Origin of the sequence: Streptococcus sp. KR, assembly GCF_002238115.1 — a bacterium.
Lineage (GTDB): Bacteria > Bacillota > Bacilli > Lactobacillales > Streptococcaceae > Streptococcus.
In genome coordinates, this window is the sequence record NZ_NGVM01000015.1 from 30940 (window position 1) to 48278 (window position 17339).

At 41.1% G+C, this 17339-nt stretch carries 15 protein-coding genes; 1 reads left to right on the forward strand and 14 read right to left on the reverse strand.

The annotated features are described in order from the left end of the window. Positions 1-22: 22 nt before the first annotated feature. The 5 genes from CBI42_RS07550 to CBI42_RS07570 all read right to left on the reverse strand — a co-directional run bounded on the left by CBI42_RS07550 (position 23) and on the right by CBI42_RS07570 (position 9409). Positions 23-3121: a DEAD/DEAH box helicase gene (locus CBI42_RS07550; protein WP_094753655.1), complete on the reverse strand. Its 3099-nt coding sequence runs from the start codon at positions 3119-3121 to the stop codon at positions 23-25. A gap of 92 nt (positions 3122-3213) precedes the next feature. After that, positions 3214-4380 (reverse strand): MalY/PatB family protein, encoded by a 1167-nt coding sequence (locus tag CBI42_RS07555; RefSeq protein WP_094753656.1) that lies wholly within the window; start codon positions 4378-4380, stop codon positions 3214-3216. A gap of 7 nt (positions 4381-4387) precedes the next feature. Next, entirely contained in the window at positions 4388-5482 is a 1095-nt protein-coding gene (locus CBI42_RS07560) for a cystathionine gamma-synthase (RefSeq protein WP_004269779.1), read from the reverse strand. Between the two features lie 141 nt (positions 5483-5623). Next, the gene (locus CBI42_RS07565; RefSeq protein WP_094753657.1) at positions 5624-7582 is read right to left on the reverse strand and encodes a peptide ABC transporter substrate-binding protein; all 1959 of its coding nucleotides are present in this window, start codon (positions 7580-7582) and stop codon (positions 5624-5626) included. 204 nt (positions 7583-7786) lie between these two features. Next, entirely contained in the window at positions 7787-9409 is a 1623-nt protein-coding gene (locus tag CBI42_RS07570) for a putative polysaccharide biosynthesis protein (RefSeq protein WP_094753658.1), read from the reverse strand. 105 nt (positions 9410-9514) lie between these two features. Between CBI42_RS07570 and CBI42_RS07575 the strand changes: the two genes are divergently transcribed. Then, entirely contained in the window at positions 9515-10960 is a 1446-nt protein-coding gene (locus CBI42_RS07575; RefSeq protein WP_070479432.1) for a UDP-N-acetylmuramoyl-L-alanyl-D-glutamate--L-lysine ligase, read from the forward strand. A gap of 45 nt (positions 10961-11005) precedes the next feature. On the opposite strand, the gene CBI42_RS07580 is transcribed toward CBI42_RS07575, so the two are convergent. The 9 genes from CBI42_RS07580 to CBI42_RS07625 form a co-directional block, all read right to left on the reverse strand. Further along, the gene (locus tag CBI42_RS07580) at positions 11006-11197 is read right to left on the reverse strand and encodes a CsbD family protein (RefSeq protein ID WP_049488510.1); all 192 of its coding nucleotides are present in this window, start codon (positions 11195-11197) and stop codon (positions 11006-11008) included. Between the two features lie 101 nt (positions 11198-11298). After that, a complete protein-coding gene (locus tag CBI42_RS07585) occupies positions 11299-11949 on the reverse strand; it encodes a DUF1803 domain-containing protein (protein ID WP_094753659.1) in 651 nt (216 codons plus the stop codon). Beyond that, positions 11933-12445: a YiiX/YebB-like N1pC/P60 family cysteine hydrolase gene (locus tag CBI42_RS07590; protein WP_094753660.1), complete on the reverse strand. Its 513-nt coding sequence runs from the start codon at positions 12443-12445 to the stop codon at positions 11933-11935. Before CBI42_RS07590 ends, CBI42_RS07585 begins: the two co-directional genes overlap by 17 nt. 86 nt (positions 12446-12531) lie before the next feature. Then, on the reverse strand, positions 12532-13467 hold the full coding sequence (locus tag CBI42_RS07595) for a manganese-dependent inorganic pyrophosphatase (RefSeq protein WP_070479425.1): 936 nt from the start codon (positions 13465-13467) through the stop codon (positions 12532-12534). A gap of 82 nt (positions 13468-13549) precedes the next feature. Next, the gene (locus CBI42_RS07605; protein WP_033689123.1) at positions 13550-13837 is read right to left on the reverse strand and encodes a GIY-YIG nuclease family protein; all 288 of its coding nucleotides are present in this window, start codon (positions 13835-13837) and stop codon (positions 13550-13552) included. Further along, on the reverse strand, positions 13827-14576 hold the full coding sequence (locus CBI42_RS07610) for a tRNA1(Val) (adenine(37)-N6)-methyltransferase (protein WP_000390769.1): 750 nt from the start codon (positions 14574-14576) through the stop codon (positions 13827-13829). The genes CBI42_RS07605 and CBI42_RS07610 overlap by 11 nt, the downstream gene beginning before the upstream one ends. Before the next feature lie 52 nt (positions 14577-14628). After that, positions 14629-14991: a S1 RNA-binding domain-containing protein gene (locus CBI42_RS07615; protein ID WP_020902234.1), complete on the reverse strand. Its 363-nt coding sequence runs from the start codon at positions 14989-14991 to the stop codon at positions 14629-14631. Position 14992: 1 nt separating this feature from the next. Continuing rightward, entirely contained in the window at positions 14993-16393 is a 1401-nt protein-coding gene (locus CBI42_RS07620; RefSeq protein WP_094753661.1) for a bifunctional Cof-type HAD-IIB family hydrolase/peptidylprolyl isomerase, read from the reverse strand. Positions 16394-16472: 79 nt separating this feature from the next. Next, complete coding sequence (locus CBI42_RS07625) at positions 16473-16976, reverse strand: GNAT family N-acetyltransferase (RefSeq protein ID WP_049510305.1); 504 nt, start codon at positions 16974-16976, stop codon at positions 16473-16475. Positions 16977-17339 lie beyond the last annotated feature (363 nt).

Genomic DNA, 17339 nt, shown 5'->3' on the forward strand with positions numbered 1-17339 from the left:
TATAGCGTATTGTCTTGATTTTTCAAGTGCTGGCTTCAGAAATTCCTAAAATTTCTCTAATTTCTGCTAGGGTCAGACTGCCACGTGACTCTGTGCCATCCAATACTTGTGACACCAGATGTTTCTTTTGTTCTTGGAGTTCCTGAATTTTTTCTTCAATGGTTCCCTTGGTCACCAAGCGATAAACCTCAACCGTTTCTTCCTGACCCATCCGATGGGCACGGCCAATGGCTTGCGCTTCCACCGCAGGATTCCACCAAAGGTCAACCAAAATAACCGTATCAGCACCTGTCAGATTCAGACCGACACCACCAGCCTTAAGGGAAATCAGAAAGGCATCTCTTTCTCCTTGGTTAAAGGCCTTGGTCATGTCTTGTCTTTCCTTGGCTGGGGTCGAACCGGTAATTTTAAAGGAAGTCAAGCCCAAGTCTGGCATTTCTTGTTCAATTTTCTCCAACATTCCCTTGAACTGTGAGAAAATCAAGACACGGTGTCCGCCGTCTGCCACCTGTACCAGCAGGTCTCGGAGACTATCCAGTTTACCACTGGCACCCTGATAATCCTCCATAAAGAGGGCAGGGGTGTCACAGATTTGGCGCAAGCGCATCAGACCAGACAAGATTTCCACCCGACTTCGCTGAAATTCCTGATCTGACACTTGAGCCAGACGGTCACGCATCTGTTGTAGCTGGGCTAGGTAAATAGCCTTTTGCTGATCTTCCAGTTCATTTTTATAAACCACTTCAATCAAGTCTGGCAATTCAGTCAGAACTTCTTCTTTCTTGCGCCGCATCACGAAAGGCTTGATAAACTGAGCTACTCGCTCAGCTGGTAATTTCATAAATTCTTTCTTGCTTGGCAAAAGTCCTGGCATGACGATTTGGAAAATAGACCACAACTCACCCAGATGGTTTTCAATAGGAGTTCCTGACAAGGCAAAGACTGACGGCACCACAAATTGTCTCAAGGTCTGGGCAATCTTAGTTTGGGAATTTTTCATGACCTGAGCTTCATCTAAGAAAAGGAAGTCAAAGGCCATCCCCTGATAAAGATCACTATCCTGACGGAAGGTAGCATAGCTGGTCACATAGATTTGATGGCTCTCAGCAAGAATCTCTTCACGATTAGCTTTCAAACCATGAACAACAGCCACATCCAACTGTGGGGCAAATTTCTGAAACTCATCTGCCCAGTTATAGATTAAACCTGACGGAGCTAAAATCAAGACCCGACTTTCTTTTGACACTTGACTGGTCAAAAAAGCAATGGTCTGCAGGGTTTTACCAAGTCCCATATCATCAGCCAAAATCCCACCAAAACCATAATGATAGAGCATTTGCAACCAACGAATTCCCTTTTCCTGATAATCTCGCAAATCAGCCTGAACCTGAGTTGCTTGTCTAGGGAAGTCCTCTGGATGCGTCAAATCCTGGGCCAGATTCTGGAATTCTTGTGAAAAAGAAACACGATCTCGTCCTTCAAAGAGATGGGCTAAACTATAAGCCAAAGATTTTCGAGCCTGCAAGGCCCCATCTTTTAATTCAAACTGCCCCAGTTCCTGTAGATTTTGGCGAATTTTCTTGGTTTCTTCATCGAAAAAGTAGACTTGATTGGACGCACCAATGTAAAAATCTTGATTGGCAACCAAGGCCTGCATGGCTTGGTCAATTTCCTCTTGGGCAATATCTTGAAAATCAAACTGGATTTCCAAGAGACCTCCCTTGGAAGCAATCTGCACTTGAGGGCTTGCTAGGCTATAAATTTCTTCTAGCTTGTCTGATAGATCAACATTCCCGAGTTTTTCAAAAACTGGAATGATGTCATGGAAGAAATGATAAACAGACTCGGCTTTTAAGGCCTGACGCCAAGATTGAAAGTCTGCTTCAAATCCAGCTGCCAAACAGACTTGGAAAACTCTTTCTTCTAAGTCAGCATCACTCGAAAAAGGTAATTCTTCTAGCTCTTGTCGGCTAGATACCTTCCTGTCTCCATAATCAAACTGAATTTCTAAACGAATCCGATTGTCTTCTTCCCTATCAAAGTAAAAAGAGGGTTCAAAAGTTTTGATATGTAGACGTTCTGGAGCTGAAACGGTCCCCATCTGGCTAAAAAGAGTTAAACAGGAAGCCAATTTATCGCGGTCACTGCTATCAAATTGCAAGTATTTCTTTCCATGCTGATCCAAAGGCAACGCTTTGATTTCCTTGAGAAGACGTATCTGCTGGTCTGTTAGAAAATAAACCTGTCCTTTATGGAAAAGTACGGCTCCCTGATAAAAGACATTGACTCTAGGACTCTCACTGATTTCCATTTCAAAATAATCCGAGTATTCTTTTACTATAAAGGCAAATAGATTAGCACCCGCATGCAAATCCTGAAAAATCAGGGTTTGGTAGCTATCTACTTGATGGTCAAATTGAAAATGCGGCAAGGTCATCAGTAAATTCACACCCTGCTCAAAAAAGGTCAGAGGAAAAAAGAGATGCCGACCCTGGTTTTGGAAAAAAAGATCTGGACTAAGTCCTTCCTCCGTTAGTCCCCGCAAAAAAGCCAGAAGCTCTTGACTTGCCTCATCAAAGGCTTCCAAAGACAGAGATTCCTCATAAGTTTTTCCAATCATATAAGGTTTTCTCTTCTCGACGACTTTTAAAAAGAGCGGAATATCCCGAATGACATAGTATTTTTGACTATTGGTTTGCCCGATTCTCAGAGTCCACAAGATACGATTGGTTCCTGCTTCCACTTGTCCCACAGCCGATAATTCATAGGCACGTTCTGCTTTTGGAGACAAGATTCGGTCCAAAAATTTACCACCCAAGGTCACCTTGGTTTCAACGGCTTCTTTTTCTTCATGACCTTCTTCAAGACCCTGCAAGATTTCTTGGCCACGCTCATCATTTTTCAAAAAATGCTCCAGAGCTGCCAAATGCACACAGTAGCCCCTCTTTTGGAAAAAATCGCAGGCACAAAAAACCAAATCATCCTCTAAACTATAGCGCAGTTCTTCTTCTGCGACGCGAGCGTAGAGCCGATTATTCTTTTCCTTGATGATGTCAACTTTACCAGTTTCATAAAGGGCAACGCCTTCGATACGGACTTTCCCCGGAATCAATTTAGCCATATTTTTACCTTTACCTTATCTTTTTATTATACCATATTTTCCCCTATGAAAATAGCCTTCTAAGGATACTTTTCTCCTAGAAGGCTGGATTTTTAAAGTTTAGCAAAAGTGGTCACGATGCGTTGGCAAACCTCTTCTAGTACTGACTTCGGCATAGCTACATTGAGACGGGCATGGAGACTCCCTTCCTCTCCAAAATCCAAACCACGGTTGAGGATAACCTTGGCTTCATTTCTCAACAGCTCTTGCAATCTTTCATCAGTCAGGTCATAGGCTGAAAAATCAAGCCAAATCAAGTAGGTTCCTTGCGGCTTCATGACCTTGATTTTAGTCTCTTTTCCAAATAAATCTACCACATAATTAATATGGTCTTCAAAGACTTGCTTGAGTTCCTCTAGCCAATCCTTCCCATAGCGATAAGCAGCTTCTGTCGTCAGATAACCCAAGCCTGAAATTTCATGTTGATTATTAGCCAACTGGCGTTTCTGGTAAGCCACTCTCAACTTAGGATTTTCAATGACTGCATAGGAATTTTTTGTTCCAGCGATGTTAAAAGTTTTAGTAGCACTGCTTAAGACGATAGCAAATTCTTTAAAGGCAGGATTAATGGTATTGAAAGAATGGTGTTTGTGACCAAAGAGGGCCAAATCTTGGTGAATCTCATCTGAAACCAAGAAAACACTATGTTTTTGACAGAGCTGGCCAATCTTCTCCAACACTTCCTTTTCCCACACACGTCCACCAGGATTATGAGGGTTGCAGAGGATATAGAGTTTCACATCCTCTTCTACCAAATCCTTCTCCAATTGGTCAAAGTCAATCTCAAACAGACCATCCTTTTCCACCAAAGAATTGGTAATCAATCTGCGGTTATTCAACTTGACACTGCGAGCAAAAGGTGGGTAAACTGGTGTGTTAATCAGAACTGCCTCGCCTTCTTTTGTAAAGGCTTGAATAGCTGTTGAGATGGCTGGTACCACACCCTCGATAAAGACAAGAGCCTCTTTGTCAAAGTGGTAACCGTGTTGTGTTGCTTCCCACTTTTGAACTTCCTTAATTAACTCTTCACTGGCATAGGTATAGCCATAAACCAGTTGATCAGCGTAAGTTTGCACAGCTTGGCGGATTTCAGGCAAGACTACAAAGTCCATATCCGCTATCCAAGCTGGTAGGATTTCACTATCCGTTTCTGCTTCTTTCCATTTATAGGTATGGTGCCCTAAACGGTTGGGCAGGCTTGTAAAATCATATTTTCCCATCTTTATCTTATCCTTCTAAGGCTTGGCGCAAATCTGCAATCAAATCTCTAGCATCCTCAATCCCAATCGACAAACGCAATAGGTCATCTGTCAAACCATAAGAATGGCGCACTTCTGCTGGAATATCAGCATGAGTTTGCGTCGTTGGATAAGTAATGAGACTTTCTACCCCACCCAAACTTTCGGCAAAAGAGAAAACCTTGAGGCTGTTCAAAATGTGAGGAATGCGTGTTTCATCGGCTACTTTAAAGGAAATCATGCCCCCACGACCAGTGTAGAGAACTTCCTTAACTGCTGGAGAATCCTTCAAAAAGGCAACCACTTCTTGGGCATTGGATGTTGAGCGCTCCATACGAAGAGATAAGGTCTTGAGACCACGAATCAATTGATAACTGTCAAATGGAGACAAGACTGCCCCTGTCGTATTGAGATTGTAAAAGAGTTTCTCGTATAGTTCTAAACTATTGGTCACAACCACTCCAGCCAAAACATCATTGTGACCTGCTAGATACTTGGTTGCTGAATGGAGAACGATATCTGCTCCATCTTCAATCGGACGTTGGTAGATAGGGCTGTAGAAGGTATTGTCTACCACCACTTTGGCACCCTTAGCATGAGCCAATTTGGCTAGTTTTTCGATATCAAATTCCAACATCAAGGGATTGGTTGGGGTTTCGATATAGAGAACATCCACGTCCTTTTCTAACTCGGCAATCAACTCTTCTTCTGTATTGGCATAGGTAAAATGGAAACGGCCTTCCTGCTCCACTTGGTTGAACCAGCGGAAAGAACCACCATAAAGGTCACGGACAGCCAAGACCTTACTTCCTACTGGAAAGACGCTAAAGGCCAGTACAATAGCTGACATACCTGAGCTAGTCGCTAGGGCATAGTCTGCGGACTCAATAGCCGCCAAGACTTCTTCCGCCTTACTGCGAGTTGGGTTTTTGGTGCGCGTATAGTCAAATCCAGTAGACTGACCAAACTCTGGGTGCTGATAAGTCGTCGAAAAATGAATCGGTGTCACCAAAGCTCCTGTCGCTTCATCTGACTTGATACCCGCCTGGGCCAAAATTGTGTTAATGTGTAATTCCTTGCTCATACAATACCTCCAAATCTATAGTAACTATTGTACCACTTATTTTCATCAACTCATTTTCTTCTTTTCAAGAGCTAGTTATAGTTTCAAACTATATAAAAAACGACAGCTTCTTTCGAAACCATCGTTTTTCTTGAAAAATCCTTATTTTACATGTTTTGCCAATTCTTCTTGGGCTTTTTTATTGGATTCTTCTTTTTCTTTCAGCCATTTTTCTTTGGCTTTTTCATATTCTTCTTTTGTGACTGTCTTATCTTGTACTTTGAGGTATTTATATGATTCAATACCTTTATTACCAGCTAATGAATATGGTTCTGAGAAAGGAACTGTTTTTCTCAATACTGGTGTTCCCCCCTTAGAAATATTTGGAATCGCTAAAGCGCTATCTACCAACCATGCTTGGATCTCAGCATACTTTTCATAGCGTTTTGCAAGATCTTGCTCCTTATTGGCTTCTTCCAGCATTTGAGTGTAGATATCCAGTCCAACAGCCTTAGCCTTATCATTAGATTCACCAGGCTCTATACCCAGATTTTGCAACACTCCACCGCTCTTCACATTGAAAATATCAAGATAAGTTGATGGATCTTGATAGTCAGATCCCCAACCACCGTTATATAGATCGTAATCTTTCTGAGCAGCAGTCTGAGCCAAATAGCTTGTATTGTCATAATCTTCAGTAGTGAGTTGTTGAATATCAATTACAACGTTCTCTGCACCTAAGGCTGCTTCAATAGATTGCTTCATAGAGTTTGCCTCTTGGACACCCTTTTTAGCAGCTTGGTCAACTGTCATGTCCAAGTGAATAGGGAATTGGACTCCTTTAGCTTGGAGTTCTTTCTTAGCCTCTGCAAATTTAGCTTTAGCTTTTTCAGCATTGTAGTATGGATCTTGGGCATCCGCAAAGTTGATTCCTTGCCATTCCTTACCATAATTCACCATCTTAGAGGCTACTACTTCACCAAAGTCTTTTCCGTTGATACTTACGAAGTTTGGAGGAACGACTAGGTTACGCAAAATCTTAGTTGCACCATCTTCTCCCTGAGATTGAGCCCCGTAAGCTGTACGATCATATGCAAAGTTGATGGCTTGACGGAAGTTTTTGTTAAGAACCGCTTCTTGAGTCGATTTCTTTTCAGCATCACTTGTTTTTGAAGTGAATTTATAAGATTTTCTATCTAGGTTAAAGTTTAAGAAGTAAGAAGTAGCATCTTGCAAGCTATAGATGATATTGTCCTTATTCTTTTCTTTAATTCCTTCAAAGCTTGAACTATTTGGATAAAGGCGAGCATAACTATAAGCTCCCTCGACAAAGTTACGAGCTAGTGCATCTTGGTCACTACCATCATAATAGGCCAATTTCACATCATCTACAAAGACATTTTTAGCATCCCAGTAGCTAGGATTTTTCTTGAATTCGATGACAGATTTTGAAACAAAGGATTTCATCAAGAAAGGTCCATTGTACAAAATACTAGATGGGTCTACCTTCCCAAAATCATCCCCTTTTGATTTCAAGAAATCAGCATTGACTGGGAAGAGAATGGTTGACGTTGTTTTTGAATTCCAGTAAGATTCTGGTCGTGTCAAGGTATATTGAACCGTTTGGTCGTCAAGTGCTTTAACTCCAACAGTTGAAAAGTCTGTTGTTTTACCAGTGATATAGTCATCTAAACCAGCAACGGATTCTTGCACCAAGTACAAGGCTTCTGATTTTTTATCAGCCGCATATTTCAAGCCAGTTACAAAATCTTGGGCAGTTACAGGAGCATATTCATCTCCATCTGCAGTATACCATTTAGCATCTTTACGCAGTTTGTAGGTATAGGTCAGACCATCCTTGGATACACTCCAATCCTCTGCCAAGGATGGGATATAGTTCCCATACTGGTCATTTTCCATGAGCCCATCTACCAAATTAACCACGATATCATTAGTTGTTGCACGGTTTTCTGCTAGATAATTCAAACTAGACGGATCACTAGTATAAACATAGTTATATGTTTTTGACGCTGTGCTGGAATTTCCACACGCGCTTAATAAAATACCTGCACTTAATACGACACCTGCAAGCGTTGCATACTTGGCTTTAGACTTTTTCATCTTCAGAACCTCCTGATTTAAATATTTGTCTTATTATACAACTTGAGTTTTATTTAGTCAATAGATTTTTAAGTAAAATTTAAGAAAAATTAAATTACCATCTACAAACTTTAGCTATTATTCTACAAATTAATAAAAAAGAGAATAAATTGAACATTTTATGGTAGAAATGTTCAATTTATCCCTTTTATTTATAAATATTTTTTAAGTTAACTTTAATTTGATTCGTAAGCGATCTGCTTGAGCTTTTCCAATAACCTTATCCAATAAACGGGTACGGAGGCTCATAATTCCATAAGCTCCTCCACCCATGGTACCGACAAGGGCTACATAAAGGAAGCTCCACAAACGCCCACTTGGTTGGAAGACAAATCCCAGTACCCACTGAATAGCGCCTACACCGATGAACATAACAAAAGTCAACAAACTGATTAAAATCGTTCTCCTAAATACCACATTACCTCTCATTCCTGTTACCCTACATAGTTCACGATAAATGAATATAATAGGGATGATAAGAGCGATTGATGTTGAAATCAAAGGACCATAACTGTGAAAAAGATAAATTGTTGGTAATTGCAAGACTAGCTTAGCAACCGAACCATAGAAAAAGTAACGGATTGCTTTACGGTTATGGAACATAGCCTGAAGCATTGGTGACAAAACCATATATACACCCAAAATGGTTGACTGTAAGACTGCAAAGATAAACAAACCTAATGCCAAACCATCTGGCTTCCCGTAAAATATGGTATAAATAGGTTCACCGACCATGACCACTCCCACAGTTGCAGGAAAAAGAAACAATAGAAGCATAGTTAGATTATCTTGAATCAATTTAGAGGCAGACCTCAAATCACCTTTCACATAGTTTTCGGTCAAAAGTGGCAAGCCTACACCACCAATCGAAACTCCTAAGGAAATCAAAATCATAGTGATTTTATTAGGATTGGCTGAGAAATAAGAAAACATGACAACCAAGTCTTCATTACTATAGTTGGTAAACCAGCTCATACTATTGATAAAGGTCATCTGATCCAAAATCTGGAAAAGCTGGATAGCAGACCCTGTCAGGATAAAAGGAATGGCTTCCTTAATGGTATCGATCAAAAGACGCTTACTATTAATCTTATCTCCTGTTTCAAGGACTCTTTTAAGTAATCCTTCTTTGGCAAGGAAATAGATCAAAACTGCAAAACTGGCTACCATGCCGACAAAGGCAGCAAAGGTGGATTGGGTAACCGCTGCTAGATAATCTCCTGAGCCCACTTTCATAATGATAAAGGTAGCCAAGAGCATCCAGATTACACGAATGACCTGTTCAGCGATTTGGCTCATGGCATAAGGTTTCAGGTTATTCATCCCTTGGAAGAAACCTCGGATAACACTCATAGATGGGAAAATCAAGACTGCCCAAGCCAAGCTCTGCATGATTGGGATCAAGTCTTTCCCCACACCCGATAAGTCTGCTAGCCAAGGAGAAAAGAGATACAAGACTAATGCAAAGACCAGACCAAGTCCTGTCATAAAGCCTAAAAAACTCCGAATCAGGGCAAAGCTATGCTCTTCTTCTCGCATGGTATTGTACTTGGCCACTTGCTTGGCCACCGCAACTGGAATACCCGCTGTTGAAACCAGCAAGAACCATGCATAGATATTGTAGCCCATGGTAAAGAGACCATTTGCTGTAGCCGCATAAGACCCCATCCAGATATACCAAGGGATGATATAAATGGCACCGAGTAGACGACTGATAAAGTTACTAGCCGTTAGCCAAGCAGTCCCCCGTAACATCTGGGCCTGCTGGTGATTGTTTTCGTTAGACATAGATTCCTCATTTAATTTTAATCACTAGGAAAAATTCCTTATCTTCCATTATAAACTTTTCCTTGTCACTTGTAAATTTACGACTTTCGGTTTACAATAGAAAGTATGATTAAGATTGAAACCGTATTAGATATTTTAAAGAAAGATGGTCTCTTTCGTGAGATTATCGACCAAGGACATTATCACTACAACTACAGCCATGTCGTATTTGACACCATCTGCTATGATAGCCGCAAAGCCAAAGAGAAGAGCCTCTTTTTCGTCAAGGGTGCTGCCTTTAAGAAGGAATTTCTGATTTCTGCCATCTCTCAAGGCCTCGGTTGGTATGTGGCTGAAGAAGACTATGAGGTTGGTATTCCTGCTATTATCGTCAGTGATATCAAGAAAGCCATGAGTTTGGTAGCTATGGAGTTTTATGGCAATCCACAGGAAAAACTTAAACTCCTTGCCTTTACTGGAACCAAGGGTAAGACAACAGCAGCCTATTTCGCTTATAATATCTTATCTCAAGGGTATCGACCGGCTATGCTCTCGACCATGAACACAACTCTAGATGGCAAGACTTTCTTTAAGTCTGCATTGACAACCCCTGAGAGCATTGACCTCTTTGACATGATGAATCAAGCTGTGCAAAATGACCGTACTCACCTCATCATGGAGGTATCCAGTCAGGCCTATCTGGTCAAACGTGTCTATGGTCTAACCTTTGATGTGGGAGTTTTCCTCAATATCAGCCCCGACCATATCGGCCCGATTGAACACCCTAGCTTTGAAGACTACTTCTACCACAAACGTCTCTTGATGGAAAATAGCCGAGCAGTCATCATTAACAGTGACATGGACCACTTCTCTGTACTAAAAGAACAGGTAGATGATCAAGACCATGATTTCTACGGTAGCCAGTCTGATAACCAAATCGAGAATTCCAAAGCCTTTAGTTTTTCAGCTACGGGTAAACTTGCTGGAGACTATGACATCCAGTTAATTGGGCACTTCAACCAAGAAAACGCCGTCGCTGCCGGACTTGCTTGTCTCCGTCTCGGAGCTAGTCTTGAAGACATCAAAAAAGGAATCGCTGCAACCCGTGTTCCGGGTCGTATGGAAGTCCTCACTCAGAAAAATGGAGCCAAGGTTTTCATCGACTATGCCCACAATGGTGACAGTCTGAAAAAACTAATCAATGTTGTAGAAACTCATCAAACAGGAAAGATTGCTCTGGTCTTAGGTTCGACAGGAAACAAGGGAGAAAGCCGTCGTAAGGACTTTGGCCTCCTCCTTAATCAACACCCTGAGATTCAAGTTTTTCTGACTGCTGATGACCCTAACTATGAAGACCCAATGGCCATTGCGGATGAAATCAGTAGCTATATCAGCCATCCTGTTGAAAAGATTGCCGATCGCCAAGAAGCTATCAAGGCAGCGATGGCTATCACAAGTCAAGAATTAGATGCTGTGATTATCGCTGGTAAGGGAGCCGATTGCTACCAAATCGTCCAAGGTAAGAAAGAAGCCTATCCAGGAGATGCAGCCGTCGCAGAAAATTATTTATAAGATAGTAAAAAATCAAGGGAAATGAAACCCTTGATTTTTTTATCTTTATTTAAAAGCGTTTTTCAAACCTTCAACGGCACCTTCTACAGCATCTTTAGCATCTTCAACTACTTCTTTTGCCTTAGCAACTGTCTTTTCTACAGCGCCTTCTGCTTCAGTCTTACCATCTCCAGTAACTTTACCAAATCCTTCTTTAATAGCGCCTGTTGCTTGTTCCAATTTGTTTTCAAGTGACATATGATTGTCTCCTTTAGTTTTATTCCGATATGTGTTATCGGTTACATATAGTTTATACTTAATCCTAAGGAAAGTCAAACAATGTGCTCAGAAACAAAATTTCAAGCTAAGTAGAAAGTTAATCTCTCCTTGTCAAAATCGACGGCCAATTCATACTTTCCCTCTTCATTTTGGACAATATAACCTAGGACAACTAAACTGTCCACAAAGATATCACGGCGTTTCTGCATCAGTTGATCTTTTTTGAGAAATTTTAGCAAAAAAGTCGTCATATATTTGAGAGCATACTCAGGATTGACATCTCCCAAAATGTCATAAAGTTCCTGCTGTTTTTCTGTCAAAGGATACTGATGTTTGACCTTGTAGAAATAATTGGACAGGGTCATTTTAGTCCGCGCAAAGTCCGTCTTTTCAACTAAAATAGATTCATTGGTTTGATTTCGTAATTCCGTCTCAAACCTCTGCTCTAACAAGGCTTGATAGACCGGACTATCTTCGCTAACAAAAATCTCTTGATCCAGTTCGAGATTATCGAGTGATTCAAGCATAGGAAGATTAAGGTAATAACGCTTATTTTCCCGACGAATCAAACCAACCTTTATATACTCTTCCATAAGTTTATCAACTGCCACATCTAGAAATTGAGCCTTAATTTCTCTCAAAATAACATCATCATGCTGGTCCAGATAGCGGATTAATTCTCCAAAAAATGACTGTCTCGTCAAACGAGATGGATTAAAAATCTGAATCATGAAGATTCCTTTCTTTACATTCTAACAGAGGCGATGCTGCCAACTGACTAGGATTGGTCCCAGCTTGGTTCAGAGGAACAGGCAAGCCTAGTTCTCTGTAATACTCTCTCCAAAAGTCACTAATCTCCTGCTCCCCATCCTCAAATTTCATGGGAATGGTTGCAAAAATGGGGAGGATTTCTGCCATATACTGGGAACAGTAAAAACCTTCTCCATCTGGATAGAAAGAAGCATTGTAGGGTGCTCCTAGATGTTTGCAAGCTTTTTCCTTCACAGACTGGATATCCATTTCTGGGTAAACATAGAGGTCGTACAAATGATTGGACTCAAAGAAGTCTGCTGGTTCTTGACAAACCACACCAGCCTGTCCACTAGCGTGGTAAATCATCCCATCCAAATAAATGGCAACATGATTATAGTTGCCTGTGGAAGTCTGGATGGCCTGCCCCATATCTGACTCATCTCTCACAAAAATCAAATCGCCATTTTCTAACATGCTTCACTCCTAGAAAAAAAGGAGCCAAAACTCCTTTCGATATAAGTCAAATTAGAATTTCCTAATTTGAATTGACACTCAAAATATTAAGCATTGAAGCTTTCAGTCAATTGAGGTACCACTTGTTTCTTACGTGAAACAGCACCAGCAAGGAAGGCGTGGTTGTCTCCAAGTTTGAAGTTGAAAGCCGCTTCGACCTTGTCCATGTTAGCACCAAGTGCTAGGATTTCTGAGTTTGAGTTGACGATATCTGTAATCATCAATACAAAGTCAGAATAACCATTTGTTGCGTTGGCGGCTTGCATTGCAGCTTCAATTTCTGCTTGGCGTTCCAATACTTCAGCGATATCAACTGTGTTTACTTGAGCAACACGGACATTATTTCCGTTCAATTCAAAAGTCTTAGCATCGATGTCAATCAATTCGTCAGCAGATTTGCTAGCCAAGTTTGTACCAGCTTTCAACATAGCTAAACCATATTCTTCCAAGTTTACACCAGCCAATTCAGCCAATTCAGGAGCAATGACTTTATCTGTTGGATGTGTTGTTGGTGATTTCAAAAGAAGGGTATCTGAAATCAAACCTGAAAGCATCAAGCCAGCAATCTCTTTAGGAACAGCTACACCATGTTCTTTAAACATACGGTAAACGATTGAAGACGCTGATCCAACTGGCTCCAAACGCATGTAAAGTGGGCTTGCAGTTTCAAAGTTAGCCACGCGGTGGTGGTCTACAACACCATAAACTTCTACTTCAGCGATATCTGATACAGATTGTTGGAATTCATTGTGGTCAGTTAGGATAACTTGCTCTGCACCTTCTGCTTTGGCAGAAGTGATAACACGCGGTGCTTCTACACCAAAATAGTTCAAGACAAAGGCTGTTTCTTCATTTGGAGTTCCAAGTGCAACAGCTTCCGTATCCAAACCGTAAGCTTCTTTTGCAAGGTAGGCAAAGGCTACAGATGACCCGATGGCATCTGAGTCTGGATTTTGGTGACCAAATACTAGAATATTAGACATGATAATACCTCATTTTGTTTATTCTCTTTATTGTAGCATTTTTTTCGCTTTTTGACAAAAGTAAGAGGAGTCAAAGGACTCCTCACGATTCTTCAAAATAACTGAGTAAATTTCTATCTTGATTTTCAGATAAAAATCTTTCCTTCTGTGGCCTCTTCTTACGCTTGAGAAGGGCTTCTGCCGACATGGCTTCTTCCTTACTGGCAAAACCTTGAGCATAGATGAGTTTGACTGGCAATCGTGCTCGTGTATATTTGGCTCCCTTCCCACTATTGTGGACAGCGAGGCGTCTTCTCACATCAGTCGTATAGCCTGTATAGTAAGATCCATCACGACACTCCAGCACGTACATATAAGCCTTATGATCCATAATAAATCTCTTCGAGTTCCGGCGTATAAGAGCCATCATCATTGTGGACAATGAGAGGTGGCAAAACCTTAAAGCCACTTGTCGAGCCATCCTTGATAGCCTCAATCAAGAGCATATTGGCTTCCTTTTCTCTTTTTGGATAAACAAACTGCAGGCGCTTAGGGGCTAGATTATGCCGTTGTAAGCTGTCCAAGATATCTAAAAGCCGATCAGGACGATGAACCATGGCCAAGCGTCCATTCGATTTAAGAATACTCTGGGCACTACGACAGATTTCCTGCAAATTGGTCGTGATTTCATGTCGCGCCAAGAGATAATGTTCACTCTCGTTCAGATTGGAATGAGGATCCACCTTGAAATAGGGCGGATTACACAAAATCATATCTACCTTACTTCCCTGAATGTAAGCAGGCATATTTTTCAAATCATCACAGATGACCTCCATCTGCTCTTCCAAACCATTCAAACGGACAGAGCGCTCAGCCATATCTGCCAAACGCTCCTGAATCTCAACAGCCAAAATCTGTGCCTGAGTCCGAGTGCTAGCAAATAGCCCAACTGCTCCATTTCCAGCGCAAAAATCCACTATCAAGCCCTTTTTAGGAAAACGTGGAAAACGTGACAAGAGAACACTATCCACCGAATAGCTAAAGACCTCTCTATTTTGAATGATTTTGATATCTGTCGAAAAGAGCTGGTTAATGCGCTCTCCTGATTTTAATAATTGTTCTTCTTCCATGGTCCTATTATAGCAAATTTATATTAACATTACAAAAGATAGTAATTGCTAACTAGTGCTTCTGATTCTTCAAATGTTGAAGGGCTTCCTTGGTCCAAATTGGCATCATTCGTTTGAGAGGCGCAAAGCCATAGTTAAAACGGTCGCTTGAAAAGCGTCTCCGTCTCGGAAACTGGTGCTTTTCTTCCTCCAAAGTGCGGATCGAAAGACTGGCTTTCCCTGTAAATTCATCTAAATCCACCACCTGAACCAGAACCTCTTCATCGACTTTCAAGGCTTCTTGGATATTTTCAATAAAGCCTGTCCGAATCTCTGAAATGTGAATCAGCCCCGTATCACCCGTTTCTAGCTCAACAAAGGCACCGTAGGGCTGAATCCCTGTAATACGGCCCTTTAGCTTATCACCGATTTTCATCTTAGTCCTCGATTTCAATTGTTTCAATCACGACATCTTCAACTGGCTTGTCCATAGCCCCTGTCTCAACAGCAGCAATGGCATCTAAAACAGCGTAAGAAGCTTCATCAGCTAGCTGACCAAATACAGTGTGACGGCGGTCTAGATGAGGAGTTCCACCTTGGTTGGCATAGATTTCCGCAATCGGTTCTGGCCAACCACCACGAGCAATTTCTTTCTTAGAATAAGGCAAATGTTGATTTTGCACAATAAAGAACTGGCTACCGTTGGTATTTGGACCAGCATTGGCCATAGAAAGGGCACCACGGACATTGTAAAGTTCTTCTGAGAATTCATCCTCAAATGATTCGCCGTAGATTGACTCGCCACCCATACCAGTACCAGTTGGGTCTCCACCTTGAATCATAAAGTCCTTGATAATACGATGGAAAATGACACCATCATAGTAACCATCTTTTGAAAGAGCAACAAAGTTAGCCACTGTTTTAGGAGCATGTTCAGGGAAAAGCTTGATACGCAAGTCTCCGTGATTGGTCTTAATGGTCGCAAGAGGACCTTCTACTGTTTCAATGTCTACTTGTGGAAAATGCAATTCTTTTTCTACCATACCAAATCCTTCTAAGGCATCAAAAATGCCATCTTCTTCTAATGTTTTTGTAATATAATCTGCTTTTTCTTTGATGTTATCATGAGAAATTCCCATTGCAACGCTGATTCCAGCATAATCAAAGAGTTCCAAGTCGTTAAGTCCATCTCCAAAGACCATGACGTTCTCTGGTTTCAAGTTAAGGTGTTCCACAACCTTTTCCACCCCCGTCGCTTTGGAGCCTGAAATCGGCACAATATCAGACGAATGTTGATGCCAACGAACCATGCGAAGTTTGTCAGAGAGACTGTCAGGTAAGTGCAAGTCATCTCCTTTATCTTCAAAGGTCCACATTTGATAGATGTCTTCTTTCTCATGGAAATCAGGATCTACATCTAAATCGGGGTAAATTGGATTGATAGCCTCACTAATCATATCGGTGCGAGTCGACAACTTGGCATCATGACTCCCAACCAAGCCATACTCAATTCCTTCTTGCTTAGCCCAAAAGATATACTCCTCAACATCTGACTTCTCAATCTGATGCTGATAAATGACCTGACCTTTTTTATCTTCAATATAGGCCCCATTTAAGGTCACAAAAAAGTCAGGCTTGAGCTCACGAATTTCTGGCACAACACCAAAAATCCCTCGTCCAGAAGCAATACCTGTCAAGATTCCTTTCTCACGTAATTGCTTAAAAACAGTTGGGATTGAAGCTGGAATAAAACCTGTCTTAGAATTTCTCAATGTATCATCAATATCAAAAAAGACAATCTTGATTTTCTTTGCCTTGTATCTTAATTTGGCATCCATCTCACTACCTCTTTCAATCTAACTCTTTCCATTATACCATAAAGTAGCTAAATCCCCTATTTTCAAAAAGTTTCCAGTTTTATTGTAAGTCCTTGGATAAGTATAAAACTAAATCATCATTATTTTGGCTAGTTGCATTCATTTCCAAGGGTTTATTTCTATACCAGACACCTGTCCCATCTGGAATATAGCCTCGTTTGATATACAATCTCTGGGCAGGGCCATAGCCTGAGTGCAAACCTACACCAAGAGTGACCTTACTCGAAACAAACTTGACTCGTTTTTCTGCTTCTTCTAGCAGTTGATTCCCAATCCCTTGATTTCGAAAAGGCTCAAACACATTAAAATCTGATAATTCTGGATATACTTCTGCAAAAGGACCATGTTTAGCAGAGGGCAAAATGGTAACGTAGCCCGCTACAGCACCATCAATCTCTGCAACTAAGACTTCTCTCTCCCCACTTTCCTGCTCCAGAAAATATCTAGCCAAAATTTCCTCTCTACCAGTCCAACCTTGATTCATAAATCCATGAGATAAGGATTCAATATCAGACTTAATCATATTTCTAATCGTACAATTCATCTTTGACTTACCCACCTTTACTCTTTCTATTACCATTATAGCACGCCAAGGTCAGAAAAAACTATCTCGTGAAAAAAACCAACCGGGCTTTAATTCGCTTTCTTATTTTCAAGCTCATGAAAAAGAGGTCCACTGGACCCAAACTCGCTCTCATTTTAAGACTAGTGAAAAAAAGACCCAACCGGGTCTTAATTCGCTTTCTTTTTTCCGAGCTCATGAAAAAGAGGTCCACTCGGACCCCAACTCGCTCTCTCATTTCAAGGCTCATGAAAAGAGGTCCACTGGACCCAACTCGCATTCTCATTTCAAGGATCGTGAAAAAGAGGTCCGCCCGGACCCAAACTCGCTCTCTCATTTCAAGGA

Coding starts and splice junctions, on each gene's coding strand:
- CBI42_RS07550 (WP_094753655.1), bottom strand. CDS start 3,121: ATGGCTAAATTGATTCCGGGGAAAGTCCGTATCGAAGGCGTTGCCCTT.
- CBI42_RS07555 (WP_094753656.1), bottom strand. CDS start 4,380: ATGGGAAAATATGATTTTACAAGCCTGCCCAACCGTTTAGGGCACCAT.
- CBI42_RS07560 (WP_004269779.1), bottom strand. CDS start 5,482: ATGAGCAAGGAATTACACATTAACACAATTTTGGCCCAGGCGGGTATC.
- CBI42_RS07565 (WP_094753657.1), bottom strand. CDS start 7,582: ATGAAAAAGTCTAAAGCCAAGTATGCAACGCTTGCAGGTGTCGTATTA.
- CBI42_RS07570 (WP_094753658.1), bottom strand. CDS start 9,409: ATGTCTAACGAAAACAATCACCAGCAGGCCCAGATGTTACGGGGGACT.
- CBI42_RS07575 (WP_070479432.1), top strand. CDS start 9,515: ATGATTAAGATTGAAACCGTATTAGATATTTTAAAGAAAGATGGTCTC.
- CBI42_RS07580 (WP_049488510.1), bottom strand. CDS start 11,197: ATGTCACTTGAAAACAAATTGGAACAAGCAACAGGCGCTATTAAAGAA.
- CBI42_RS07585 (WP_094753659.1), bottom strand. CDS start 11,949: ATGATTCAGATTTTTAATCCATCTCGTTTGACGAGACAGTCATTTTTT.
- CBI42_RS07590 (WP_094753660.1), bottom strand. CDS start 12,445: ATGTTAGAAAATGGCGATTTGATTTTTGTGAGAGATGAGTCAGATATG.
- CBI42_RS07595 (WP_070479425.1), bottom strand. CDS start 13,467: ATGTCTAATATTCTAGTATTTGGTCACCAAAATCCAGACTCAGATGCC.
- CBI42_RS07605 (WP_033689123.1), bottom strand. CDS start 13,837: ATGGATCATAAGGCTTATATGTACGTGCTGGAGTGTCGTGATGGATCT.
- CBI42_RS07610 (WP_000390769.1), bottom strand. CDS start 14,576: ATGGAAGAAGAACAATTATTAAAATCAGGAGAGCGCATTAACCAGCTC.
- CBI42_RS07615 (WP_020902234.1), bottom strand. CDS start 14,991: ATGAAAATCGGTGATAAGCTAAAGGGCCGTATTACAGGGATTCAGCCC.
- CBI42_RS07620 (WP_094753661.1), bottom strand. CDS start 16,393: ATGGATGCCAAATTAAGATACAAGGCAAAGAAAATCAAGATTGTCTTT.
- CBI42_RS07625 (WP_049510305.1), bottom strand. CDS start 16,976: ATGAATTGTACGATTAGAAATATGATTAAGTCTGATATTGAATCCTTA.